This window comes from Kineobactrum sediminis (assembly GCF_002868715.1).
In the GTDB taxonomy this organism is placed as follows: domain Bacteria; phylum Pseudomonadota; class Gammaproteobacteria; order Pseudomonadales; family Halieaceae; genus Kineobactrum; species Kineobactrum sediminis.
Genome location: NZ_PKLZ01000008.1, coordinates 200644 through 225352 on the forward strand (window position 1 = coordinate 200644; position 24709 = coordinate 225352).

The following is a 24709-nucleotide window of genomic DNA, read 5'->3' on the forward strand; positions in this document are numbered from 1 at the left end:
AAGCGAGGTACGAGTATAACCCCAGTGGCCCGGCCCGGTCTATTCGAGGGTTCGGGTAGTCCAGAATCTCAGACACATACAGGAGTATTACTCTGGCCATCGGCATGCTAGTGTTTTCTTATGAACCTAGTTGAGTACATTGTCTGGGCCTGCGTGATTTTGGGCGCATACCAACTCTTGAAGCTTCTAGGAGAAGGCCCCAGGCCATCACGCTTGCTAGATTACATCGGGTTTTTTCTATTCTACGGCGGACTAGCCTACTTAGCAGCTACCTGAATGCAAACAACCGACAATGATTGGCTGCGACCATTGCCCGCTGGCCAGACACAAAAAAGCCCGCGCATGGCGGGCTGGTGGTAGACGTGTGCCTCTTAGCTGCCAGCCGGATGCATGCCGTCCGCCAGGGCGTCGTCAATCTCGCACCACACATCGGCGAGAGCGTCGCCCAGGGCAGCCACGGCGAGCCCCAGGCCTTCGACCTCTTCCCGGACAAGTTCATACCCGGTATCGTGCTGACTGCGGTGGATTAGCTTACCGATCGACTGCAGGCCCGACGCGATGCCCAGCACTCGGGTGCCTCGGGATTCGATATTCTGCAGGCTTTCCAATACTTTCTGAGCGTGGGTCACTGAGGGATTGTTTGCATTCATGGTCTGTATCTCCTTGGTTTAAGTTATCTGCCTCCCTCGTTTCCAATCGATAGGAGGCGAACTGACGGGTTGGAAATACCGGACCAAGGACCGGCCCACCGAAGTGGCCCGCCAGCCCGCCATAAATCGCAGGCATAAAAAAGACGCTGAACAGCGCCTGTGCGCCTTGGTTTTCCAGGTTTCCAATCCTGATGGCAGATTGTGCTGCCACCCTTAAATCCTAGACTCGAATCGTATGGTTGGCAAGCTTTTATCCACCTTTTGGCTTCGATGAAAATATCGGGCCGAACGCTACAGCTGCTTGCTGAAATCCGCCGATCATTGAGGAAAGGCCGCGTGCCTGAATCTGTCCCGCGGTGATCTGCCCACCCATCCGCGCGGCTTTTTCCTCCATTTGCGCTTTTACGCGCTCCCACTCTATATCCTGCTGGAACTGCGAACGAAGCTGGTTCATGTAATTGCGGCTGCTGCCGGTCTCCAGGAGGTTACCCGCCGCGATGGCGGCACGGCCATAGCCCAACACCTGCCCCATTTCGAGCTCCGCCCGGCGTTGGTTCTCCTGCGCAGTCCTGCGGATCAGGTCCGCCTGCAGTCCCGCCAGCCGCTTTGCCTTCTTATCCGAACCACCAGTCAGACCGCCCAGGAGGCCGCCAGCAAGCGCGCCGACTGCCGCCCCTATGGGATTACCGCCCGACAGCTTAAAGCCCGTAGCAGCGCCCTGGGCAGCGCCACCGAGGGCGCCAGAAGTTTGCGTATTGAGTGCCATAGCCGTCACCTACTCATTGATTGATACTGACGCGATCTGCACGGCGCCAAAGCCGTCACAGGGTCGAAGCGTCAGCCGCGCACCCTCGTGGTCTTGGGTAGTCCAGGCGGTAAGGTTCAGGTCCGGCGGCCCCTCCGGAGGCGAGACCGACCTGGTGGTGATGGCATTACACAATTTGCTTACGGCCTTTTGAATGGTCATGGCTTCGTCTGTGGTATAGCTCTTGTCGAAGTCCGGGCCGGTGTCGTTGGTGCCGGCCACTCGAAGCGTTACCCCCGACGGGATGAAGTTATCCGCGGTGAAACGGCACACGCTTCCGGGCCGGGGCACATTGTTCGTTTCAATTACAGCTTCCATTGCAAACCCTCCGTTATGCTACTCGCGTTATAGCGTGCCGCTTACGCAACATCGCTTTCATCGGTGCGATCTTCGCCCTGCTCCAGCGCGTAGGCTTCGGCAAGCCGGGCCTCCCGCATTTCCACGAAGCCTTGGCGGATCCGACGGCTGGTATCGTTCTGGGGTGTGCCTAGGCTGTTGATCTGATCCTTCAGGACTTCAGCCTCAGCCCGTAGAGCGCGCATCCGGTCTTCCCGCTCATAGGGGTTATGGCTGTCCAGCTGGGCCAACTCCTCCTGCGCTTTCTTCAGCGCGGTTTCAATGCTGGGCTTCTCGTAGCCAGGCAAGTCGGGGAGCTCCAGCCGTGCGCGTAGCCTGTCCACTTCCTCCCGCTTGTTGCGCCTATTGTGGAAATGCTCCAGGTCGTCGGCCTCGTCCTTCATGCCATGCGCCCGCAGGCTTGCAATATCATCCTCGGTGTCCGGCTTGGGGTCCTCCTCCTTGAGCACGTTATCCAACATGTCGAGCTCCGCCTCCATCCGATCCCGCACTGCAGGCGGCGCCGCGTGCAATTCGGTCATCAGCTTGCCTTTGAGCTCGTACATTTCGAGGACGCTCAGGTCCTGACTCTTCCACCGCTCCCGGACTTTCTCCAGGTGCTGCTCCAACAACTTGCGCTCGCGGTCTTTCTGCAGATAGGGAGATGCGTACATTTTCAAGATCCTCCAATGGTGAGGTTATTAATCCAGCTGGTATTACCGCGCTGGGGTGGTGTCTCGGTTGCGGCCGCCGCATCGGGCGCCCTCTCCGGTGTTGATGGGAAGCTCCGGGCCGGTGGCCAGAAGTAGTCCTGCCCCTGCTGTGTCTTGCGGCGGCGCACCTGGGCCCGCTTATTGGTCATGTAGTCGGGATCTGCCAGCCGCTGGAACTGGTCAATAACGTTGCGATCAAAGATCAGACGCCCGTACCAGAGGGACTGCCCCGGCGTGTAGCGCAGCATCCGGCTAGCATTCAGGTTCTCGTCCTCGATCATGTCCCGGCCGGTGCGGTAGATGTCATACGCAAAGCCACCGGTAGGCCCCAGGGCAGTCACCAGGCCCGGCTGGCCGTAGCGGTTGGAATCGGAGAAAAAGAAGTCGCCCATGATTCCCAGGCCGCCACCCTGCAGCAGTGCCGCCTTGAAGAAGTCAGTATCCCGCATGTTGCGCGGGTCGCGGCCCTTGGCGACTTCTTTCAGCTGCAGCGACAGCGCGCCCAGCAACGTGGTCGAGACCACCAGAGAGGAGATATAGCCCACCCGGTCTACCGTGTTCAGTCGCTTGCTGGACAGGTAACGGTGCAGGTTGTTCATAACCATCATCACGCTGTATGACTTGTACTGGCCGAAGGCGCGCAGGCCCTCCCCCAGCACTGTGCCCTGCTCCTGCCCCTGGTTCATCAGCGCCCGGGTCCGGGTGTCCGGCATCAGAACGGCCAGGTCCCGCTCCTGATGGATAATGCCCATCAGCTTGGTTTGCACGCCCTCGTCCTGAATGCTGGTGACGTCCAGGAACTGCTCGCCGTTGCGCTGCCGCATTTTGGCCTTGCGGATCAGGTCCCATTCCAGGCCGTCGATCCCGTAGGATTCCAGCATCTTGCGGAAACGTGGCTCCACCGCGTCCAGTGATTTGCCGCGGTGGCTGGCTAGGGTGTATGCCATTTCGATAAAATGCGCACGGCGCATAAGGTTGGTAAAGGCGTTCAGGCCCGAAGCGCGGAATACCGTGTCCGCCAGACGCTGCGACCAGTCTGCCCCGGCCGTATCATCGAAGCGCACCGCTATGCCCACGTTGTCCAGCGCGTAGTCAATGGAACCACCCAGGCGCGCAGCGAACACCCGGGATTCCTCCCCGGTCAGGCTGCCCAAGCGCCGGAGCATCCGGGACCAGCCCAGCCCGTTGAATGCTGCAGCCACCGAGGCCGTGCCAATGTCGCTAAATGATGAAATCGTCGCACTCCCCAGCTGGGCGGCGGACAGGGCCGGGCGCAGTCCCGCGTTGAAGTTCATCAGGAGACCTTTGTCCGGGCGATTGAGTCCGGCCAGGTTCTTGAATATCGCCTCATGGTTGACCAGGAAGGCTTTATCCAGTCCCGCGGTCATGCGCTCAAACGCCTTGGCGGGATTCGGGCCCAGGGTCTCGATAAGCGCGATTTCCCGCGACAGGCGCTCGATGTGGTCAGTAATGACCTTGTAATAATTCGTGTCCCCGAACTTGTCCGCATACTCCCGGTATTCCTTGCCGTTGCGAAAGTGCAGCTGCCGGTGCTCCTGGTAGCGGTTGGCGATCGCCTGCGGGCCCTGCCCTTCCTCTGCCAGGGTTTCCCCCACCGTGTTGCTGTAGATCGCCCGCAGCGACTCCCGAAGCTCCTTCTCGTCCATGGGGCGCCCGTACGGGGTGCGCATGCGGTTACGGTCCAGCAGCGGCAGCGTGGTTTCCACATACTGCTCGACACCTGCCCGCGCCATCTTGGTCGAGTCACTGGTGTGGGGAAGCGCCCAGCCTTCCAGCTGTTTGATCTCGCCCCCGGCCCGATTGAAGCGCAGGCGCAGATCCTCCAGCACATCGGCCACCGCTTTGGCGAACTGTGACGCCCGCGCATTGCCGGTGGATTTCGGCTTGTGGAGCTCCTCCGCGAGATCGTCCAGCAACTCTACCTGCTTACGCCAACCCAGCCGGTCCGGTTTCATGGCCTCGGCAGCCTGTGCAATACGGGACTGGTAGATAGCCGTGATCCCCTGGGCATTTGCCTCAATCGACACCCGGCCGGCGTTATCGTCGAGGCTGCGCACCAGCACGTTCTCAATTGCCTTGCGGCGGTTCTTGTCGGATACGCCATTCTTCTGCTGGTAGTCGTGCACGTATCGACGCACCCGGGCCAGTCGGTAGTCCTCCAGAATTCTCCCGGTCTTCGCATCGCGGCGCAGTATCTTCTGGTGACGCACCCCGCTGGTGATCTGTTCATCGGTCAGATCGTCCAGCCGGTCGGTGCCCCACATGCGCCGGCGTTGCTCCGGCGTAAAGTTTGACGATGCCTGGCGGATGCACTCCTCGCGGGTCTGCTTGGCCATCAGAGAACACCTCGCGGCAACAGGGTGCAGGACACCAGCGCGTCCAGCTGCTCCTCCTCTCCCCGCAGTTCTGCCTGGTACTGCTCGTCCAGGTCACGCAAGGTGCGCACCTCCCCGGCCTCGGTCTCGATTTCCAGATCCCACTCCCGCGGGTCCTCGGGCTCCCACAGCGGCGCCAGATCGTCCTGCAGGCCGTCTGCGGTTACCTGCGGCTGCTCCGCCTCCCGCGCCTGCGGTGTGTACTCGGGCGCTTCGGGGTGGTTCAGACGCTGCTCAGCCTCCAGCAGGCGGTCCAGGTGGCCCCCTACGCTGTCAGGCGCATCGGGTACGTCGCGCAGCTGGTCCAGCTCCTCCGCGAGCCGCACCGTGTCGGGGTTGCTTGGAGCCGCGGCGCTGTCCTCCAGGAACTGCTCCGGCCTCCGGTTCAACAGGTAACGATGTGCGCCCAGCGCAGCGAGTTGTACGGTTCCGCCCAAGGCCGCGCTGGCTGCGCCTGCCGTGAGAATGTTGCGCACCTTGTCCTCGAAGGTAAACGGCGAATCAATCCGATACTTGAAATCCTCCACCGCCTCCTGGATGGGGATCTCAGTGGCCACCCCCACCATGCCCTCGACCAGCGCAGCGCGTGCCACCACAGAGCGCAGGACGCCCGTAGCAGGCAGAGAGCCGGGACCGAAGGGAAGCGTAACCAGCGTAGCGCCCAGCAGTACCGGATCAGTGAGTGCGGCTCCCATGGTGCCGATCAGTTCCCCAGCCATGTTCCCGTTGGCCAGGGCCCGCTGTCGTTGGTTGCGTTCCCAGCGCATGGTCCGGATCATTTCCGCGTCGTCGGCTTCGAACTCGGCGCCGGTGTTCTCGTTCGCCCAGGCTGCAAGGCCGTGGTAGTCCAGTTCGGTTTGCGTCATGCCGTTAATCTGGTTCATGCCCACCGCCCGGGTGTGCTCGTCCACTACCTCGGCGGGGATCTCTCCGGCCTCTACCATGCTATCGATGGACCGGTTGCGGATACCTTGGAAACGCTCCACCGCCCGGGATTCGGAGTTGGTCACGTCCTCGGCGCGGAATTGCTCAAAGGCGGTTGATACCGAGGCACCGAAGCCCAGCTCCAGCGGATCATCCGTCTGGTCCGTCATCAGGTCGCGGCGCCGGTTGATGGCCGCTTGATTCTCGCGGAAGCTCATTGCAGCACCTGCCCTGCCCTATAGTTCGGTGGCATATAACCCTGGCTCATGGCCTCGTGGTAGCCCAGCGGGCCCTTGCGCCAGCGCTCTTGCACTGCATCGAGCCCCGGCCATGACAGCGTTGCCGGTGTGCGGCCATCGCCAGTGGTAAGCAGTGTGCCGGTGTCCACCCGTTGCAGTTCAAAGCGCCCCACGCCCGCGGGAATGAGGTTGATACCACCATCCTGCAGCTGCTCCAGGATGTCCTCCCGGCTGCCCTGGCGGATGAATGGCAAGTCTTCCGAAGTCAGGCCGCGTACCCAATTCCGAACATCAGTGCTGTCCGTTCCCGGCTCGGGTGCGTTCAGGGTCTGCCCGTTGAACTGGATCAGGCCACCGGTTACCGCCTCCACGGCGTCATCAATCGATGTTTCCCCGCCCATTATCTCGGTGGCGATCACAAAATTTACTGCTGCCTCCGCCCGGGCCCGGCGTTCTGTCGTGTTCAGGCCGTAGGCTCCGCCCATCACGTCCATGGCATCGGAGCGCAAGCCCTTCAGCTGGGCTGGTGTGTAAATCTCCTCCTGGCGCACGTCACGCCCCGCGAGGACTCGCCCCGCGGTGTGATGGTCCAGTGAGCCGGCCACCGCCAGGACACCCGCGCCAGACTTGACCAGTTGCTCCCAAAACAGTGGCGCGCGGTCTCCCATGGCAGTGCCTACCATGACGGACAGGTCAGTAATCTGTTTCATGTCCGCGGTCATCAGCCAGCCCTGCATGGCATCGGCCTCGATTGAACTCATCAGGCCAGTGCTGTTGCCATAGGCCTGCTGAATCGAAAGGTCCGCCGCGTCGCGTTCCTTGAGGATCTCGAAAAACTCGGGGGCCTGCGGTGTCGGCAGGACGTTCTGCACCTGGCCAGTGCGCTGGGCAAAGGCCATGCTGTCACTTTGAATAGCGCTGGCAGTCTGGTCCCGCACCTGCTCCAGCTTGCGCAGCAGGGTTACCCGGTCGCCCTCCTGATCCGGTGGCAAGTTCAGGTCCTGCAGTTCGTTGATGCGTTCCTGTTGTTCGGTGGGGCTTTTGCGCTGCGCCTGCTGCAGCTCGCCCATGTACCGCAGGTTTTCCAGGTAGTCGGCTGCCTCGGTGCGCAGTCCGTCCGGGGTAGCTTCACCCTGCACCAGGGCCGCGGCGGTCTCCCCCATCTCGGCCAGCTGCAACGGGCCCGGGAAATGTCCAGCCGTCATGCCGCTGTTCAGCTTTGACAGGTTACGCTTAACTTGCCATTCCGCGACCTTATCCCGCGTATTGTTGGCCCGGGCTATGTCGCTGCGGGCGCGCTCCAGAGTGTTGATCCAGGTGTATCGCTCGTGGTCATCCAATTTACCGCTGTACTTTTCGGACTGCAGCGCCTCAATATTGGCATCCAGTTCCGCAGTATCCTCGGTGCGCATGGCCCTGTAAAAGGGCGCGATCTCCTGTTCCAGCGCCTGACCCCGGGCACGCTTGTAGCCCTGCTGTAGCGAGCTCTCTGCCTTGGTCGCGTTCGCAGGGTTGAGACTGGTTTCACCTTCGCGGAGTTTTTCCAGCTCGGTCTGTATGGACTGGTAGCTGTCACTGTCGGCCAGCAGGTTCACCCGGTGCAGCTCTCGCAGCTGGGCATTGTCCGCGCGCATCAGCTGTCGGTAATCATCCGACACCGGCAGGGTGTCAATCAAATCCACCGCCTGGTCAAACAGGCCAGATTCCTGCGCCTGGCCGATCTGCTGTTGCCCCAGGTTGAGGTCATAGCGGACGCGCTCACGGCTGGCGATCTGCACCGCGGATTGAAGTAACTTCGAGGCTTGCCCCTCAGCGCGCGCGGTCCATTCAGCTCGGACGGACCGATCAGCAATAACAGCGGAGTGCGAATGAATGGAGTCCCGGAGCGTCCGCTCCAGCAAATGCGGCTGCACTTCCCACGCCGGGACAGTATCCGCGCCCTCCTTGCCAGCCAGGTCGATGCGAGTATCCAGGCCGAGCTCCCGCACTTCGTCTGCCGTGTACTGCGGCCGGGATAGGTGCTGCTGCATGAAGCCGGTTAAATCATCGGTGAACTTTTGGCTTGCGCCCACCGACTGGCGAGTCGTGGCCATGTCGGCCAGCGTGGTGCCGAACTCCTGCAGGCTTTGATTTACCTGCTGTTTCGACTGAAATTCAAGGGCTGCGACACTGGGGCTGATCGAGCTATTCGGGCCCTGTACTTGGCGGTAATTTATTCCTGGCAGCTTCATGTGTGCACGCCCTCCTGATCACAACGATACTGCCAATGTTCGCGCGGCTTGTGCACGGTCGGTTTCATAGGGTTTTAGGCCGTGCTGACCAGCACCGCGCGCTTGCGCTGCACGTGCCTTTGCCAGATGCGCTCAGGCCACCGCGTATCACGGAAGCAGTACAGCGTGGCCGCTGTTTCGATGGCGTAGGCCAGGGTGCGGCCCTCTGCCAGTGCCTGCTCGATGTACTGAGCCACCAGCAGGTGGCGGCGCCCGGTCTTGAGTTGCGATTCATTCAGGCCGCCCAGTGCTACCGCTCGAGCATCCGGCGACAGGTCCGCCGCCTTGATCTCTTCGACCGCGAATGCGTAGCGGTAGCAATTCAATGTATCGCCTCCAGCTCCACGCTGTCGCCGTGCATAAACAAGTGATCTGCCAGCTTCAGAACCCGCCCCTGCGCTGGCCCGAGGAATCCGCGCTCCTCCTCCAGCCCCTCCTCGATCTCCAGCATGGATGCAAACCAGGTGCCGGCGCGCCAGAAACCGCGCTCGGTGGACTTGATGGGGCCAGCCAGCAGAATGTCCGACAGGGTCCACGCGAACAGCTGCGGCTTGCCGTCAATCTTCATTTCGAAGTAGGCCCAAACCCGGAAGCCGTCGATTTCTTCAATGATGGGCGATTGATCGGGTTTCACTGCTACTGCCCCCTGTTCCGCGCGTACGCTTCATGGTCGACGTGCTGCGCGTGGTGTTCCAGCAGGTAGCAATGGAACTCCTCGTCAATCCCTGGCTTCTCCGAAAATGGCAATGCCTGGTATTTAACCGCCAGCGCAACAGCCTTGCGAGAAATAGCATTCATTGCTGCCTCATCGCCTCGGAACGATGGCCGGAGAATCGCCGGGTGGCCGTGCAGATCTCGGCTTACACGAGCCAGAATTCTGACGGCCTTCGCATCCGTTTCGCTCAGCTGATTGAAGCTGATCGGCACGTCCTTGGGCCCGACTTCCGCCTGAAGCCGTTGTATTTGCTTTTCAAACCGCCGTAAGTCTCGCATGGCCTGCCCTCTCGTTCAGTTGCCTGGTGATTTCCTCCATCCGCTCCTGCAGCTCTTCGATCTTGACAGCGACCGCTACCCCCTGCACCGCGCTGATCAGGTCTCGCCCCTGGTCAGATGAAAGCTCACCGTCTGCCACGGACTGCAGGATGGAGCGAAGCGCCGTGTCCAGGTTGGTCAGGTCCAGATCCACCTGCACCGGTGGAGCGATCGCACGCACTGCAGGAATACGGCGGGATAGCAGCCACTGCGCCCAGGAATCATCACCGCCCTTGGCCTTCTTGAGCCCAGCCGTGAGCAGGTCCCGGAAGTCCTGATCAGTCACGGCCGACTTCAGCAGGGATTTCGGGACCCGCTTACGTGACCCCTTGCAGACCACGTTGCCGGACCGGAATGTTCCGTCCGGGTTGCGCTCTTTTTTGACCGTCATCCGCCGCTATTGCCTCCGTTATCGTCCGCGTCCTGGCAGTATTCGCACCGGTCCACCGTGCCCTCCACCAGCTCCTCGCGGGTAACAAGCTCCACACCGACACCGCAGTCACAGTCTGTGACATACCAACCGCTGATTGGCGGCCAGTCCCGGACCACCAGTTGACCAAATCTCAAATGCGCTAGCTCCATCATGTCGCCGAACCTCCTAAGTTGTTTTAATGTGTGTTGGCCTTCCACTAACCTGCGTACCTCCAGTTTCTCCCGGTCCGTTAAATCGGCATATGGCCGGTTCTTGAGCGTGAGCAGGAGTAATTCGCCAGGCGATAAACTGTCGACTGGCCTGCCGTTGATGGTGACTAGCTGTAAATTCAACTTGCGGCCTCCAGATTAAGATCGCTGTGAATGTCGATGTGTTGGGCTCGGCGGGCGCTGTTGCTAGTGAATTGACGAGATTCGTGCTGCCAGAGGTTAATCCGGCCCTCAAACTTTCCGTGTCGCTGCTTGGCGACGATCAGGAGCTGGTCTGGCCTCTCATCATCAATTTGTTCGCCCGACAACAGGGACATTTCACGTTCCTCGGCCTTGGCCTTGTCGTGCCAGCAAATGAACACCGTCATAGCCAGGTTAGTGATGTGCGAGGAGCCGAGAAAATCGAACTTGTTGGGTACGTAGGACTCGTCCCGCCCCTGCGGTTTCCGCATGTGGTGGACAAGAGCTATGTGTGTTTTTTGCAGCTTGGCGATGGCGGCCAGGGAGCTGATAAATTTCCGTTCCCGCTCGTAATCATCGCAAACAGAGCACATCATCATCGAATCCAGCACGATGAATTCGCACCCAAGGTTGGCGGCCATGTGATACACGCAGGCAAGGGCGACCTCTGGTTTCACTGAGTCCAGCCGGTCGTAGATAGAAATTCGATTGCCCGACCAGGTAATAAAATCGTTAACCCACTGCCTGGCAGGATTTGGTGTCCCGGCTGCCAGCGAGGCCAGGAGCACGCTGGTGTCCTCTAGCTCCATCTCCAGCGATGCGAAGCCGACTTTTGCTGATTTCGCAATGTGCAGCCCGACCTGCGACACCATAGTGGTCTTGTTGTGGGCGTTGGGCCCGCCCCACAAAGACAACTCGCCAGAGCGCAGCCTGAGCTTGTCGTGGGTTTTCGGCCAGGGAAGGCAGAACCCGGTCATGGCCCTGGGGTTCGCTGCGCGCTCCAGGATTCGATCTCGATGCGCGGGCAGCCAGTCAATGTCTTGCGCCTCGGCTTCGGCCAGAATCTCGGCCACGCGGATGTTAGAAAAATCGACATCTCGCACGTTATTCATATTGCAAGTCTCCGGCGCTGCTCGCTGGGTTGATTGGGGCCGTTGGCGGCCTGACGCTGCTGGGCATCCAATGTGGCGAACTGGTCCCGAAGCTTTTCCGGGCTACGAATATTGGCCGCCCAAAATCTGTGCTCGTTGGCGAACTTGAACAGCGATTCGATCTCGCGGTGCTCGCGTCCGTCACGCTCACGCATCAGGCGGATAGTGTTGGCCCACTTGTCCAGGTTGGGCGTCTTGGTCTTGGGGGCGATCAGTAGAACCCGGTCGAGCATCCATCGCGCCAATCGCATATCTTCACCGGAGAGTTTGTCGGACTCGTTTAACCTGTTTACCTGTTTGTCCTCCAAATTTGGAGGAGGCTCGGGGAAAATTTGGAGGGGGGTCCCGGAAAATTTGGAGGGGGTCCCGGTCTCCTTACCTCCTCCAAATTTGGAGGGAGTTCCCTGCCGAAGGTTGCCACAATTGCCCGCTTTACCTCCTCCAATTTTGGAGGGGGTTTCTCCAATGTGGAGACGGTAATTTGGCGCCTGACCGGTCCGCGTTTTCGGTGTGATGATGCCCACTTCCACCAGGTACTGGATCCCCTTTTTAATTGTCTTCCAGTTCTGTTCGGTGAACTCAACAAGGTTGGCCTCGGAGGCGTAACAACTGTTGTTTTCCGCGTGATGGATATCTGCTAGCGCGATCAATACAGCCTTAGCCGTGCTCTTGCCGACCATCACTTTTTTGGCCCATTTCATGGCTTCGAGACTCACCCTTACCCCCCTGGCTGAGTCGAGCTGAGGCGCACCAGTGCCGCCCGAAACCTCGACTGATGTGACGTCGCGAGACGCTCGCCCGCCGACCTGATCGCCCGGCACAGATCAATAACGGCGGCATCATTCATCCGGGCAAGAGCCTCGGCTTCAGCCTGCAGGATGTCGGCAGGGATGAGGTGTCCCAACTTACGCAGATCAGCGCACTCGTTCAGCGCAAATTCATCAAACAGTTTTTGTTTACCCAGCATACTTTGGTGAAGCTGATCGTCCGCCTGACGACGAACGCGACGGATCTCGCTCTGTATGGCCTCAGCCGAAAGTGGCAGGCTACCATCAGCAAAACTGCGGTGACCGCCAGCAGGGCGCTGTGCATCCTGTTGCGCAGTCGTGGGATTCGTAGCGATTCTCATCGAGCAAGTCCCGGTATTTTTATGCTGCAGTCTGCGGCTGTGTGATTTCCTCAAGGTCGGAGCGCCAACAGCCACGGCGGCCGCCCAGCTTCACGCATGGCAGCACGCCCCGGGAGAACCAGGCATATACGGTCTTGTTGCTTGAGCCGGTAAGCTCGCAGATTTCAGGGACCCAGAGAATTCTGTCTCCGGGATGCGCGGGTTTTCTGGCTGGTGTTTGCATCATTGTTCTCCACGTGAACTTGTTAGCCGTGGAGAAATAATGCCCTTCAATGGATTGAAAGAGAAAAAGTGCTGTATGGTAAAACGGCGTGAATCACCATATTTGAGGCTACAAATCAGGGTATTTTTTAATTCTTTTCCGGAATTCAGCAAGATCCTTCTTTAGTGCCGTCTCCCCGACGCCAATGTGATCCCGATTTCGTTCATGCAGTCTGTGCCTGATCTGCCCCCATGTTGCGATTAAGTCTGCTGGCTCCTCTCCAAAATCTTGGGCCATTTCTTGACAAATCTTGACAGACTGCAACACTGCCAGAATCTCTGAAATATAAAGCACTCGTAGCAAGGCGCTAAGCCTTTCTTTGGGCTCGCCTTTGTAGCCTTTCGGTATAGCGCATCTACGGGCTCCAGTGACTACACTGGCTAGAAAGCGCTTAACATTGTCCTCGAGCAGCATGCCGGTGTGATCACGTTCAATCATGATTGCTACCATGGAAGCGTCCCCATGGTCGTAAAGATAGGCGGCTTGCAGCCAGCTTAGGGCGTCACCGCTACCGAGCTTTTTGATTACCAGGCTTTCGCCGGCACGCATCTCCGAAAGCATAGTGTCGCCACTTTCATTTATCACTGCTTCGCCTCCAGGTAATCGCACCATCGCTGGGTCCACTCCCGCCGTTCATCAAGAAATTGATGGTGCTGATAGCGCTGGGCCATGTCGCCGGCTTGATCGATGACGTGGCCCAGCAGGCGCTCCCGGACATCGTGCGGGCAGTGATTGGCAGCCAACCAGGTGGCACCACTATGGCGCAGCGCGTGGCTGGAAAAACCCTCGGGCAAGCGCATGACCTTGCGCCGCTTGTTGAGCTCTTTTCCGATAATGTCGCTGGTCAGTGGCAAGTGAGGCGTGCGCGGTAGTGGGAATAAGTGCCCCTCTTGTTTCGGCCAGGCCTTCAGGATCTTGATAGCCTGCTTTGGCAGGGTCACGATGTGGTCGCGCCCTGTTTTGTATCGGCGCGCCGGGACTGTCCAGATCTTCTTGCGGAGGTCGATTTCCTGCCAGCTGGCTCCGCACCACTCGCCCACTCTGGAAAAAGTGTACATCTGCAACAGCAGGATGGTTTTCACGTCCTCGCGGAGATTGGACTCTTGGGCGCGTATCAGGGCCGGCATGGCCAGCAGAGGTTTGCCTTCCAGATGGAAACTCCGGACCGTGTAAGTGGGCGCGATAACGCCCTCTGCGGGGTTGCGGGTGATATCCAGAATGGCAGTCCGGCGCATGGCGGTTTTGGCGTCCGCCTTGGCTACCGTGCGGCGCCTTACGCGCTTGCGGCCCATCGCCCAGTTATAGAGCCCCTTGATTTGTTTGAGCGCCTCCTGTGCCACCCTGGGCGCGCCCCGGTTAAGGCAGCCCTGCACGATGTCCAGGACGTGCTCCGCGGTCAGCTCCTCGGCTGGCAGGTCGCCGTACTCGGTCACCAGCTCTTTCTCTAGGGTGCGCTCCTGGTTCCGCCAATCCCGGTTAAATGGTTCGCACTCCTGCTCGATGTAGCGATTCACCAGGCGCCTCACCGTGAGGCCGGAGCCCTGCGGATCCTCGGGAGCCAGCAGCACCTCCACGGCCTCCGCTGGAGTGCCCGGGTAATCGTCTATGGTGTCGAGGAGTTCGCGCGCCAGGGCGAGTGACAGCTCCGGGTAGGTGCCAATAGCGCGCATGAACTGCTTACCGTCCACCTTCTTGCGCACATACCAGGTACGGGCCCCGCCAGGGTTCGCGCGGAGGACCAGGCCGCGGCGTTTCCTCCGGGTGTCAGGCCGCCGGCTTTCGTCGTTGACTTGGATTCGAGAATCGACGCGCAGCGCCCTGAGATACCTGTCCGTGAGTTCCATCCTGAGCCCTGCCGGTGACACTTTTCGGTGACACTTTACCGTAGCTATAGGGAGAAATTATAGACAGTTATGCCCAAGCGTGTACAGAGGGAAATGGGCCAAAGGCCGCATATTTGCTGGGTTTTTGCTGGTTTTCAGGCCGGAGGCCAGTAACTGCGCGAGGATGGTAAAAATGGGGTTGATCAGATTAGAAGGCCGTTGCTCTATCCAGCTGAGCTATACCCCCGAGGTATCGTGCACAGCCTATTGGCACCATCGTACCAATAGGCGGCCGCGAGTATACCATCAGATGTCGTGGATGCCACCTTACAAAGAGACATCCAACGACGCAGGGGCTCAACCCCAGACTCGACTGTCAGTCTACTGACTTCGCTGCACCCTTCAGGGTATCAACTCCGCTGGTGGGAAGCTTGCCGTCAGCGGATTCCAGATGAGCGCGGACAAACCACTGGGCCAACTCCAGCTCACGCAGGTAACCTATCATCATATCCTCAGAAACAGGATCCAGTTTACCCAATTGAGCGATAGCCTCGCGTGAGTCTTCGTTAACTCCGTTGTAGACCACATCAAGCGCGGCGAGGTGCTCGTTGACCAACGCCTTGCCCAGCGAATAATCATTCCACGAACGACGCTCCACTATAGCGGCTGGGGTACCAACGGGCTCTCCGCCCAGTGTTGCGATCCGTTCGGCAATCTCGTCAACCATGGCTCTGGCTGCGTCAACCTGTGGATCAAGCATCTTGTGTACGGCGATGAAATTTGGCCCGACCACATTCCAGTGGATGTGCTTCAAAGTAAGCGCAAGATCGATCAAAGCGATCATGCGCTCACCCAGTATTGATATGGTCTTGCTCGCGTTGCTATCGCTCATTCCGGGAACTGTAAAGTTGGTTGTATTCATAATTACTCCTTCTTTCTTTTGCAGGGGGAGGTACTGTTCGGACAGTACTAAACGGGCCAGAGTTCCTGTATTTCCTTCTTTAGCATATCGCGTACCTGACCCGCTTCTCCGGCACTAATGTGCCCTGCAAGGGTAGCGAACACCGTGGTGGCACACAACCTTGAGTCCAGTTCGGGAGCTTTGCCACGCTCCAGTGAAGAGGCGATAGCCTGCAGAAAATCAGCCTCATGCCGGTGGACAACGGGGCGCTCGGTCAGTTTGTAACCCTCGTAATAAATCCCGCGAATCAGTGTCGGCAACTGAGCACCGAGATCCATGGCTTCATCGGGCACCAGGGTATCGCGCAGGGTATGCAGTACTGCGCGCAGTGCATGGCAGGCGGCACCAAGATCCTGTGGCCGGTCGAGTCCATCGGCAATTTCACTGAGCCATTTGTAGGCATCCTGTGAGGAGTGCTCAATAATCTTCAAGGTACCTTGTACCATATCGTATGCCTCTCCAATCACCTGACTCAACTGAGTCTAGGCCAGCTCTCCAGGTTTGGCAAAAAAGATGCGAAGCGCGGCGGATAGGCGGAAAGTGAATGGACGTTGACTCACGGCTTTGCTAGATTTATAGAATGGTTGTAGCAGACCGCAACCCTACCTCACCACATGCAGCACGAGTTCAGGGGGTGTGAACCCGAAGACTGCCAACGAGGACAACCTCCATGAGTGCACCCGCACACCGCAGTCAGGATCGGCGAACCCTTACATCACTGGTTGTTCGTGTTGGCATTGCCCTCACATTTATGGGAGTGGCCAGCACCCAGGCGCACGAAAATGTTTCAGCCCTTATGAGCCGGATTGAGGCTCTGGAACAAAGGTTGCTGGAACTGGAGTCTGAACGCGGCAGACCATCCGAGCCCTACCAAATTGTTGAGCAGCCGGTTCCGCCAGGGGGTGAGGTCGGAGCCGCCGCGCAAACAACGATGCAGCCGACAGAAGATCTTGGCCAGGCCATTCCCGGAGCAGAGCGGCCCACCACTATCGCGGCGGCCGAGCGCACGGCCCCACCAATCAGCATCGGTGGGGCCCTGCGATTCAACGTTGTACACCGGGATTTTGCCGACTCCTCGTCCGGCAAACGTGGCGAAAGCGGCCTGGATGTGTTCCGGCTCAATATTGACGGTGAGCTGGACGACATCCTGATCTCTGCGGAATACCGTTATTATTCGTTCATGCAGACCATTCACCATGGCTGGGTTGGCTACCGGTTCGACGATGACAGCCAGGTACAGTTTGGCATCAGCCAGGTGCCGTTCGGTTTGTTACCCTATGACGCCCACAACGTCTGGTTCGGCGTGCCCTACTATGTCGGCCTCGGTGACGACTACGATATGGGCGTAAAATATATCCGCAGCGACGGGCCCTGGGGTACGCAACTTGCCTTCTACAAAAACGAGGAACTCAACGACGCCAGTGACACCGGCCGCTATTCGTTTGACCTGGTACGAGTAGACGAGCAGCAGAATGAAGAGGTCAACCAGTTCAACGGCCGCGTGGATTATACCTTTGGCCATGGCACCGCCTGTGAAGTTGAACTCGGTGGCTCGGCGCAGCTTGCTGAAGTGTACAACACCCTCACCGACCGCCGAGGCGACCACTGGGCCGCGGCGGCACACCTGGACAGCCACTGTGGCCGCTGGAACCTGCAACTCCAGGCCACGCGCTATCGCTATGATCCGGTCAACCCAAACGGCGTGACCGACGAGGCAGTGCGGGTGGGCGCCTTCGCGACAAGCTATGATATTGCCAGCGAAGCCGATATTGCCATTGCCAATCTCGCCTATAATTTCGATTCGCCCTGGGAAGAAATAGACCAGATCACCTGCTACAACGACTATTCCCGCCTGTTCAAGGACAGCTCCGGCAGTCTCGATTCACAAATCAACACCCTGGGCTGCGCCATCGGTAGTGGCCCCCTGTTTACCTATATCGACTGGATCCTCGCCAACAACATGGCCTTTTTCGGCAACGGCTCGATGGCCGGTGGTGGCGAGGATAAGTGGCACAGCCGTTTTAATATCAACATCGGATACTATTGGTGAAATCATGATTCAACGCTTCCTGAGCCGACTCCTGCTGCTTCTTGCATACCCGTTCCTCGTCTCATCCGCCAGCGGCCAGGAGTCTCTGAATGTTGTTTCCTGGGACGGTGCCTATGTCAAAAGCCAGATCCTGGGATTTGTTCGCCCCTATGAGGAGAAAACCGGCGTCAGAATCAATGTTCTTCAGTACAGCGGTGGCATTGAGGAAATAAGGCGTCAGGTGCGCGCCTGGAATGTGCGCTGGGATGTGGTTGACCTGGAATTGTTCGATGCGATGCATGCGTGTGAGCAGGGCCTGCTGGAACGGATCGATCCCGACCAATTGCCACCGGCACCGGACGGCACGCCCGCGCGCGAGGACTTTATCGAGGGTAGCCTGACCACCTGCGGTGTGGGTAATATCGTCGGCTCAACCGTCGTTAGTTACAACAGCGAACGGCTGGACAAATCCCCCCAGCATGTCAGGGACTTTTTCAATCTGGCCGATTTTCCGGGCCGACGAGGGTTGCGGCAGTCGCCACAGGGCAATCTTGAATGGGCCCTGATTGCGGACGGGGTGGAACGGGAGCAGGTTTACGAGGTGCTCTCTACGCCTGAAGGTATTGATCGTGCGTTTGATGTGCTTACCCGTATCAAACCCTATATCGACTGGTGGCGTACCGGCGAGGATGCTCTACGACTGCTCGAGACCGGACAGGTGACGATGTCCTCCATCTTCAGTGGCCGAATCCACGAAGCGGTGGAGAGAGGCCAGCCACTGGAGATACTCTGGGATCACCAGATCTGGATTTACGATGTCTGGGGTATTCCCAAGAATGGGCGTAACACCGAGCTGGCACTGGACTTTATCAAGTTCGCGACCTCCACTCACAGCCTGGCGCGGCAGGCTAATCTGATTCCCTATGGCCCGGTAAGACGATCCGCACTGCAATACGTTGAACCGGACATGCGCCGTATGCTACCTACCGAAGAGCACAACCTCACCACCGCGATTGAACTGGACGCCGAGTGGTGGGCGCAGAATCTCGAAGCCGTGAACCAGCGTTTTGACCGCTGGATTTCACGCCCTTTCATGGTGCCCAGGTACCTGCCGCGCTAGGGGTTTTGGTCACGGCCCCCAAAAAGCCAGAGCCTGGCTCAGCGCCGCAGCCATACGCCCTTCTCGTCCGCCAGTATCCACAAGCGGGAATACCAGAAGTACTCACCACTTCGCTCTGTTGAAGGCGCGGTGCAGTTGATTTTGTTGCGCCCCGGAGTCAGTTCCGGTAACGCCACGCGATACCCGGCATCAACAGCGGTGATCTCCAGTGGTGCACCAGAGGCACTGAAACAGGCCAGTTGTCCGCGCCGGAACGGCCCCTCTCCCAACTCGAAGGCGAAGCTGTCGGGGGCAGCGATATCCGCGTGAATCAAAATCCTGCCCGGATCCTCTTCACGAACTGGCAGCGGTCGGGCATTAATGGCGGTGGCAAACCGTTGCAAATCATCGGCATGGCTGCGGGAGATCGGTATCCGGGGGATAATCTGGGGGTTTGTGCCGGAACCCACGGCACCCGATTGCTGGGCGAGGCCATAGAAATCCAGTTCACGCACCAGGCCCGCCAGTCTGGTGTCGTACTCCCCGAAAGGATAGGCGAAGGTTCGCACGGGCCGGCCCAGCTCGGCGACGATGCGCGCCGCACTGTCGACAATCTCATCTCTGGCACGACGTAACCAGGCCCTGGGGCGCTCCTTGGGGTCAAGTGCCAGTAAATGCTTGTGGGAAACCGAGTGCGCACCAAAATCAGCGAGATCGGCATCCATGGCCGCCATATCCTGCCAGCGCATAAACCCATCGTAGCCTTTATCCAGCGGTTCGGTCGCGACAAAGACCGTAAAGGGCATCGAGCGGGATGCAAGTTCCGGATACGCATTTGAATAGACTGATTCATAGGCGTCATCAAAGGTGATCGCGACCGCATTATCGGGCAACGACTCTCCCGCATAGAGTGCGTCCAGCATCGCTGTCAGCGGCATCACCCTGAAGCCATGTTCCTGCAGGTAGTCCAGTTGTGTCCGGAATTGATTCGGGGTAATACTGGTGCTCGCCGGCGTATCGGTGCCGACATGATGGTACAGCAGGATTGTGCCGTGATCTGCAGCCACCGCTGCCAGTGGACCCAGCATTAAAACCAGCGCCAGACGTGACGACCACTTCATATTTCAGCCCTCCTGCGCGTAGCGATGGTACTGACGGATCAGCGATTTTACTTCCGCAACATAGGCCTCGCGGCGCTCCGAATAACGCAGTAGGCCATTGGCGAGCGCCAGCCCCGTGAGCGGCTCTTCCTCGGCCCGCAAATCGGCCCGGATGCGTCGCAGTTGCGCATAACTCTCGTGGGTGTTGAGATTGTTCATGTAGCGGCGGACCGCTTCCGAAACACTGTCGAAAGTCTGTACTTCGTGTATCTTGCCCGGCGCGCGATTCCGGGGAATAATTCCGCAACCGGGAACGTAACACCACTGCCCGAACAGGTTATTACCTTCCACCGCAAATCGCGAACGGCCCCAACCGGATTCTTTAACCGCTTGCACCAGCACCAATGGTACCGGCAACGTATCTACCCGCATCAGCAATTGCCGGGTAATCTGCAAAGACTGTTCAGGATCCCAATGAAGCTCGTATTCCTGCGCCAACGCACTGAGCCATCGCTGTTCAAAAAAGCCGGGAGCGTCACCGGCCTCAAAACGCTCGTGCAGCAGGCGAAGCCGCTGCCGCTGCTCGCGAATGCGGTCGTTATGATATTCGACAACAGGGGCCAGGTAATCAAAGAACGTGACTTTCATCACCTCGGTTTCCTTGATGGCCGCCAGATCCGGCAGCTCACCAAAGTTCGGGGAACGATTGGCATTCCATGCCCAGATCATCAGTAACAGCAACAGGATCGAGCCAACGATAATTGCAACGCCTATGGGACCCGGCTGATGCTGGCCAAGCCGGTGCTTAATCCATTCCATCAATTAAATTCCTCCTTCTCCATGCTCCAATGGTTGCACCGGTGTCCCCAGTATGCAAGTCGGCAGCTGGAGTAAAAGCTGTTACCATTGGTGCCTTTGTCCCAGCTGAAAGAGCACCGCTGCCATTATGCGCACCCCACTCGCCCAGGCTTTTGATACCTGGATACGCGATGACTTTCGCGATATGAATACCCGGCTTGAGGAACTCTACTTCAGCGGCGAACATCCCGAACGGGTCACGGGAGTTGGCGACGATATCAAGCAACAGCTGGTCGACGAGGGGCGCGAGTATATCGTTCAGTTATTGCAGGAAGGCAATACAGACGAGGGATTTGATCACGGCTTCGACCTGCTGGGCAACGTCGGTTTTTATATGGCCGCGTGCCGTCGCCATGGGATCACTGATCCTGCCGTCGAGCACCGTTCTCCGCTGACTGAAGCATCGGCCCTGGCCATGCAGCTGGGCGCTTCGCTGGGGGCTATTCCCCGCTTTGCCTCCGCACATCTGGAAACCCATAACCGCGCGATCAACGGCGTCTATAAGAGTTTTACCAGTCTCCCTGACGAACGTATTTTCCTGGACTATAACACCCGGGGTGTTTTTGCTTATATTCGTGCCGCCGAAGCATTGCTGCACATCCTGCCGCTGGGTATTTCGCACCCGGTCAGTCTGGATTTGCTGCGGGTCGCAAAAGTGGCGCTGGAGGATGTATTCGATTCCAACCGCGAGTTGTTCCAGGCGCTGGATACCGAGCGATTTTTCTATTGCATACGTCCTTATTACAAGCCTCATCGCGTAGGGTTACATGAATACCGCGGCGCAAATGCGGGCGATTTCGCGGGCATCAATGTCATTGACCTGCTGCTGGGGCTGTGTCGCGCTGATGACCCCTATTACTCCCAGCTGTTAGTGGACAAGTTTTTGTTCATGCGTCCCGAAGACCAACTGGTATTGCGTGACTGCATGCGTCGCAAGAGCCTGTTGGCCAGTTTTCTGGAGGAGCTGCAGCCACACGGCCAGACACCATGGTTCCGCCGTAATGTGGCTGCATTTCTGGAAGTCTGCGAAATGCACGGCCAGGTGGCGCAACAGCATCACCAGCAGCTGGTGGAGAAATTCATCGTGGCACCTGCCCGGGATGCGGGTCTGGAGAACCAGCAGGACCTCAGCGCCAGTGGGCCACCGCTACCGGTATTATTGAAAGGCTTGCGTACGTTGTGCGATTTGCGCTCGGCAGCAGACCGCACGGATATCCCCTCACGCTTCCCGGACATCCAGCGCCTTCGCAACATGTTGGAAAACGGAACGTGAATGCTGATCAATCACCTGTGGTTCATGGTGATGACGCAATAGAGCGCGGTTGCACACATGCTTTTACCGCGATCTCAATCCCCGATATGAACGACCACTGATCGGCGCTGCGGATGGTGTCGGTGTTCCCAGAGAAACACCCCCTGCCATATACCCAATGCCAGCTCCCCCCCGATAATCGGGATCGCGAGACTGGTCGCGGTCAATACGCACTTGATATGCCCCGGCATATCATCAGCCCCTTCCGGTGTATGGGTGTACAGCGAGTCATCCTCCGGCACCAACCGATCCAGCCATTGCTCCAGATCGTGCCGCACGGACGCATCATGATTCTCCTGCACCAGCAAGCTCGCGGAGGTGTGACGAATGAACACTGTACACAGTCCTTCGCGCTGCTCGCTCTCACGCACGACTCGCGCAAGCTGCCCGGTAAAGGCCACCAATCCCTGGCCGTGGGTATCTATCTGCAGTTGTTCGATCATCGGGTCGCCTCCCGGCATACGATACTTTGGTTTACCAGTATTATGGCCTCCCCAGAGATCCGTCAAATTTCAGCGGCGCAAATGTCACAGTTCTTGTAACCCCCGGTAGCGCCAGGTTGTCTAGACTACTACCTCTGGCAGAATAACCTCATGGCGCGGAGCAGAGCATGACGAATGACGAAACCGGGAGATATTACAAACACCTGATTGCACTTACCGCAGAGATGAAACCACTGGTTACCGCGGTCGTACATCCCGTCGACGTACTGTCAATATGCGGTGCGCTGGAAGCTGCGGCACAGCAACTCATCATTCCGGTTTTGGTGGGGCCTGAAGCAAAAATCAGGCAAGCAGCCAAAGAGGCCGGGCTGTCGCTGGCCGACTGTGAGCTGGTGGATACCAAACACAGCCATGCTGCGGCTGAAAGAGCCGTGGAGCTGGTGCGCGAGGGCCGGGTGGAGGCCATCATGAAGGGCAAAATCCACACCCGGGAATTGCTGTTACCCGTTATGTCCCGCACCTCGGGCTTGCGCACGGAGCGACGTATGAGTCACGTATTTGCCCTGGATCCTCCGCAATATCACAAGCCACTATTCCTGACTGACGCAGTAGTTAACATTGCCCCGAACCTCGCGCAAAAAAAGGATATAGTTCAGAACGCGATCGATTGCTTCCGGCTTCTGACAGGCAAGCCACCCAAAGTCGCCATACTGTCCGCCACCGAGGACGTAGATGAAAAGATACAGAGTACGCTTGATGCAGCTGCGCTCTGCAAAATGGCTGATCGCGGCCAGATCACTGGCGGCATACTCGATGGCCCCCTGGGTATGGACAATGCCATTTCGGTAGCCGCTGCACAGGCCAAGGGCATTCATTCTGAAGTTGCGGGCGACGCGGATATTCTGGTCATGCCAGACATTGAGGCGGGCAATATCCTGTACAAACAGATGCGCTATCTGTCAGGCATTGATGGCGCCGGCATCGTGCTTGGGGCACGGGTTCCGGTCATCCTGGCCAGCCGGGCCAGCGAGGTGCATACACGCAAGGCCTCTGCCGCGCTGGCGTTGATCGTTTGCCGCCGTGGGGCGCAATTTGCTGATTTCGCGAATCCTTAACTATACTTTCTGATAAGCCTGTTGTCGGGAATCATCCACGATCCCCCAGCGACCACCTGATTGCTAGCCGGCACAGTACGGAAGCTACGATCTCCAATGAGGGAGTGAGGGTATTATGAACACTTACCAGAAAGATGTTGTCAGCAAGGCTGACAAAACCGCACATAAGAACATTTTTGTACTCGGCTTCGACGAGGAGCACAGTGAGTATATCCACCAGGTAGCCGACCCAGAACAATTCGAATTCCACCCGCTATTGCAAAGCAATGAACTGATTCACCTGAAAAAATACGATCTTGAGGATATCCTTGATCGTGCCCGCAGCGTGTTGCAGGAACATGAACGTATCGATGGCATCATCTGCCACTGGGACTTCCCTGCCGCCTCAATCGCCGCGATTCTGTGCGCGGAGTTCAAGCTGCCCTCGCCGTCACTCGAGGCGATTACGAAGTGTTCTCATAAATACTGGAGTCGCCTGGAACAGGAAAAAGCTGCGCCTGAAAACACACCCGACTTTGCGGCCATCGACCCCTTTGACGAAGAGGCAGTCGACCGCCCGGGCATCGATTTTCCATTCTGGCTGAAGCCTATCAAGGCCTACGGCTCTGCCCTCGGTTTCCGCATTGACAACACAGGGGAACTGAAACAGGCGCTGGATATCGTGAAGCAAAAAATCCGCCGGCTCGGGGATCCCATCAACGACCTTCTATCACGTATAGATCTGCCTCGGGAAATCGAGAAAATCAACGGTAACTGGCTTATCGCCGAGCAGCTGGTTGGGGGACGCGAATTTGCACCGGAGGGATATATGCTGGATGGACAGTTTCATACCCATGGCGCTTTCGACATGATCCGGGGCGAGAATGACAAGAGTTTTGCCCGTTATGAGTATCCTTCACTGGTGCCTGTCGACGTGCAGGAGCGCGCCTGCCGGATTGCGGAAAAAGTACTGCGCCAGGTTGGCTTCGACAATGGCTGCTTCAACATGGAGTTCTTCTGGGACGAAGACACTGACCAATTGTGGATCATCGAAATCAATCCCCGGATTTCCCAGTCCCATTCCTACCAGTTCAAGATGGTCGATGGCATGTCCAATCACGAGATAGCCGTGCATGTTGCGCTGGGAGTCGCGCCCCATTTTGAGCCGGGAGCGGGCCGCTATCGACATGCGGCCAAGTGCCTGCTGCGGCGTTATGATACCGAAGATGCGATCGTGACCCGGGTACCAGACAAGGAAGATCTTGACAGGCTCAAAAAGCGACAACCGGACACCCTGGTTAAAATTACGGTAGAACAGGACCAGAAGCTGTCGACCATGCTGGATGAGGATGCCTACAGCTACGTGCTGGCGGAAATATTCGTCGCCGGCAAGACCCGCGACGAAATGCTGGAGAACTACAGGGAAGCGGTCGAGATGCTGCCCTTCGACTTTACCACCGCAACCTCCGCTGGCTGAGCT

The 24709-nt window shown here is 58.3% G+C and carries 28 protein-coding genes; 6 read left to right on the forward strand and 22 right to left on the reverse strand.

Annotation, left to right across the window (positions count from 1 at the left end; all coding sequences use genetic code 11):
- Positions 1-371 precede the first annotated feature (371 nt).
- From CWI75_RS10665 to CWI75_RS10705, 9 genes are all read right to left on the reverse strand, one after another.
- A complete protein-coding gene (locus CWI75_RS10665; RefSeq protein WP_101521485.1) occupies positions 372-650 on the reverse strand; it encodes a hypothetical protein in 279 nt (92 codons plus the stop codon).
- A 250-nt stretch (positions 651-900) separates the two neighbouring features.
- A complete protein-coding gene (locus CWI75_RS10670) occupies positions 901-1416 on the reverse strand; it encodes a hypothetical protein (protein WP_101521486.1) in 516 nt (171 codons plus the stop codon).
- A 9-nt stretch (positions 1417-1425) separates the two neighbouring features.
- Positions 1426-1773, reverse strand: a complete 348-nt coding sequence (locus CWI75_RS10675; protein ID WP_101521487.1) for a hypothetical protein — start codon at positions 1771-1773, stop codon at positions 1426-1428.
- Positions 1774-1814: 41 nt separating this feature from the next.
- A complete protein-coding gene (locus tag CWI75_RS10680; RefSeq protein WP_101521488.1) occupies positions 1815-2465 on the reverse strand; it encodes a hypothetical protein in 651 nt (216 codons plus the stop codon).
- Between the two features lie 2 nt (positions 2466-2467).
- Positions 2468-4861 carry a hypothetical protein gene (locus CWI75_RS10685; protein ID WP_101521489.1) on the reverse strand — a complete coding sequence of 798 codons (2394 nt, stop codon included), beginning with the start codon at positions 4859-4861 and terminating at the stop codon, positions 2468-2470.
- Entirely contained in the window at positions 4861-6042 is a 1182-nt protein-coding gene (locus CWI75_RS10690; protein ID WP_101521490.1) for a hypothetical protein, read from the reverse strand. The genes CWI75_RS10685 and CWI75_RS10690 overlap by 1 nt, the downstream gene beginning before the upstream one ends.
- On the reverse strand, positions 6039-8294 hold the full coding sequence (locus CWI75_RS10695) for a hypothetical protein (RefSeq protein WP_101521491.1): 2256 nt from the start codon (positions 8292-8294) through the stop codon (positions 6039-6041). The genes CWI75_RS10690 and CWI75_RS10695 overlap by 4 nt, the downstream gene beginning before the upstream one ends.
- 74 nt (positions 8295-8368) lie before the next feature.
- Positions 8369-8659, reverse strand: a complete 291-nt coding sequence (locus CWI75_RS10700; protein ID WP_101521492.1) for a hypothetical protein — start codon at positions 8657-8659, stop codon at positions 8369-8371.
- On the reverse strand, positions 8656-8967 hold the full coding sequence (locus CWI75_RS10705) for a hypothetical protein (protein ID WP_101521493.1): 312 nt from the start codon (positions 8965-8967) through the stop codon (positions 8656-8658). Before CWI75_RS10705 ends, CWI75_RS10700 begins: the two co-directional genes overlap by 4 nt.
- Positions 8968-8999: 32 nt before the next feature.
- Here CWI75_RS10705 and CWI75_RS18265 point away from each other — a divergent pair, with 32 nt between their 5' ends.
- Positions 9000-9317, forward strand: a complete 318-nt coding sequence (locus CWI75_RS18265) for a hypothetical protein (protein ID WP_146003579.1) — start codon at positions 9000-9002, stop codon at positions 9315-9317.
- On the opposite strand, the gene CWI75_RS10715 is transcribed toward CWI75_RS18265, so the two are convergent.
- The 10 genes from CWI75_RS10715 to CWI75_RS10760 form a co-directional block, all read right to left on the reverse strand.
- Positions 9304-9756 carry a hypothetical protein gene (locus tag CWI75_RS10715; RefSeq protein WP_101521495.1) on the reverse strand — a complete coding sequence of 151 codons (453 nt, stop codon included), beginning with the start codon at positions 9754-9756 and terminating at the stop codon, positions 9304-9306. The genes CWI75_RS18265 and CWI75_RS10715 overlap by 14 nt on opposite strands.
- A complete protein-coding gene (locus CWI75_RS18270) occupies positions 9753-9932 on the reverse strand; it encodes a hypothetical protein (RefSeq protein WP_146003580.1) in 180 nt (59 codons plus the stop codon). Before CWI75_RS18270 ends, CWI75_RS10715 begins: the two co-directional genes overlap by 4 nt.
- A gap of 194 nt (positions 9933-10126) precedes the next feature.
- A complete protein-coding gene (locus CWI75_RS10725) occupies positions 10127-11080 on the reverse strand; it encodes an AAA family ATPase (RefSeq protein ID WP_101521497.1) in 954 nt (317 codons plus the stop codon).
- Positions 11077-11835 (reverse strand): helix-turn-helix domain-containing protein, encoded by a 759-nt coding sequence (locus CWI75_RS10730; RefSeq protein ID WP_101521498.1) that lies wholly within the window; start codon positions 11833-11835, stop codon positions 11077-11079. The genes CWI75_RS10725 and CWI75_RS10730 overlap by 4 nt, the downstream gene beginning before the upstream one ends.
- A 2-nt stretch (positions 11836-11837) precedes the next feature.
- Complete coding sequence (locus CWI75_RS10735) at positions 11838-12248, reverse strand: hypothetical protein (protein WP_101521499.1); 411 nt, start codon at positions 12246-12248, stop codon at positions 11838-11840.
- 19 nt (positions 12249-12267) lie between these two features.
- A complete protein-coding gene (locus tag CWI75_RS18910) occupies positions 12268-12474 on the reverse strand; it encodes a helix-turn-helix transcriptional regulator (protein ID WP_101521500.1) in 207 nt (68 codons plus the stop codon).
- A gap of 105 nt (positions 12475-12579) precedes the next feature.
- Positions 12580-13095, reverse strand: coding sequence for a hypothetical protein (locus CWI75_RS10745; RefSeq protein ID WP_101521501.1), 516 nt, complete (start codon positions 13093-13095; stop codon positions 12580-12582).
- Positions 13092-14354: a tyrosine-type recombinase/integrase gene (locus CWI75_RS10750; RefSeq protein ID WP_101521502.1), complete on the reverse strand. Its 1263-nt coding sequence runs from the start codon at positions 14352-14354 to the stop codon at positions 13092-13094. Before CWI75_RS10750 ends, CWI75_RS10745 begins: the two co-directional genes overlap by 4 nt.
- Positions 14355-14709: 355 nt before the next feature.
- Positions 14710-15255: a Dps family protein gene (locus CWI75_RS10755; RefSeq protein WP_101521503.1), complete on the reverse strand. Its 546-nt coding sequence runs from the start codon at positions 15253-15255 to the stop codon at positions 14710-14712.
- 47 nt (positions 15256-15302) lie between these two features.
- On the reverse strand, positions 15303-15740 hold the full coding sequence (locus CWI75_RS10760) for a DUF2267 domain-containing protein (RefSeq protein WP_146003581.1): 438 nt from the start codon (positions 15738-15740) through the stop codon (positions 15303-15305).
- Positions 15741-15964: 224 nt separating this feature from the next.
- On the opposite strand from CWI75_RS10760, the gene CWI75_RS10765 reads away from it, so the two are divergent.
- Both CWI75_RS10765 and CWI75_RS10770 read left to right on the forward strand, forming a co-directional pair.
- Complete coding sequence (locus tag CWI75_RS10765) at positions 15965-17344, forward strand: hypothetical protein (RefSeq protein ID WP_101521505.1); 1380 nt, start codon at positions 15965-15967, stop codon at positions 17342-17344.
- Between the two features lie 4 nt (positions 17345-17348).
- Positions 17349-18443: an ABC transporter substrate-binding protein gene (locus CWI75_RS10770; protein ID WP_101521506.1), complete on the forward strand. Its 1095-nt coding sequence runs from the start codon at positions 17349-17351 to the stop codon at positions 18441-18443.
- A 38-nt stretch (positions 18444-18481) separates the two neighbouring features.
- Here the strand turns inward: CWI75_RS10770 and CWI75_RS10775 are convergent, their stop codons facing one another.
- Complete coding sequence (locus CWI75_RS10775) at positions 18482-19543, reverse strand: polysaccharide deacetylase family protein (RefSeq protein ID WP_101521507.1); 1062 nt, start codon at positions 19541-19543, stop codon at positions 18482-18484.
- Positions 19544-19546: 3 nt separating this feature from the next.
- Positions 19547-20341 carry a glucosaminidase domain-containing protein gene (locus CWI75_RS10780; protein ID WP_206604701.1) on the reverse strand — a complete coding sequence of 265 codons (795 nt, stop codon included), beginning with the start codon at positions 20339-20341 and terminating at the stop codon, positions 19547-19549.
- A 127-nt stretch (positions 20342-20468) separates the two neighbouring features.
- On the opposite strand from CWI75_RS10780, the gene CWI75_RS10785 reads away from it, so the two are divergent.
- Positions 20469-21653 (forward strand): PrnB family protein, encoded by a 1185-nt coding sequence (locus CWI75_RS10785; protein WP_101521508.1) that lies wholly within the window; start codon positions 20469-20471, stop codon positions 21651-21653.
- A gap of 74 nt (positions 21654-21727) precedes the next feature.
- Here CWI75_RS10785 and CWI75_RS10790 read toward each other — a convergent pair whose 3' ends face one another.
- Positions 21728-22135: a secondary thiamine-phosphate synthase enzyme YjbQ gene (locus CWI75_RS10790; protein WP_101521509.1), complete on the reverse strand. Its 408-nt coding sequence runs from the start codon at positions 22133-22135 to the stop codon at positions 21728-21730.
- A 167-nt stretch (positions 22136-22302) separates the two neighbouring features.
- Between CWI75_RS10790 and CWI75_RS10795 the strand changes: the two genes are divergently transcribed.
- Together CWI75_RS10795 and CWI75_RS10800 are read left to right on the forward strand one after the other, a co-directional pair.
- A complete protein-coding gene (locus CWI75_RS10795; RefSeq protein ID WP_101521510.1) occupies positions 22303-23250 on the forward strand; it encodes a bifunctional enoyl-CoA hydratase/phosphate acetyltransferase in 948 nt (315 codons plus the stop codon).
- A 115-nt stretch (positions 23251-23365) separates the two neighbouring features.
- Entirely contained in the window at positions 23366-24706 is a 1341-nt protein-coding gene (locus CWI75_RS10800) for an ATP-grasp domain-containing protein (protein ID WP_101521511.1), read from the forward strand.
- Positions 24707-24709 lie beyond the last annotated feature (3 nt).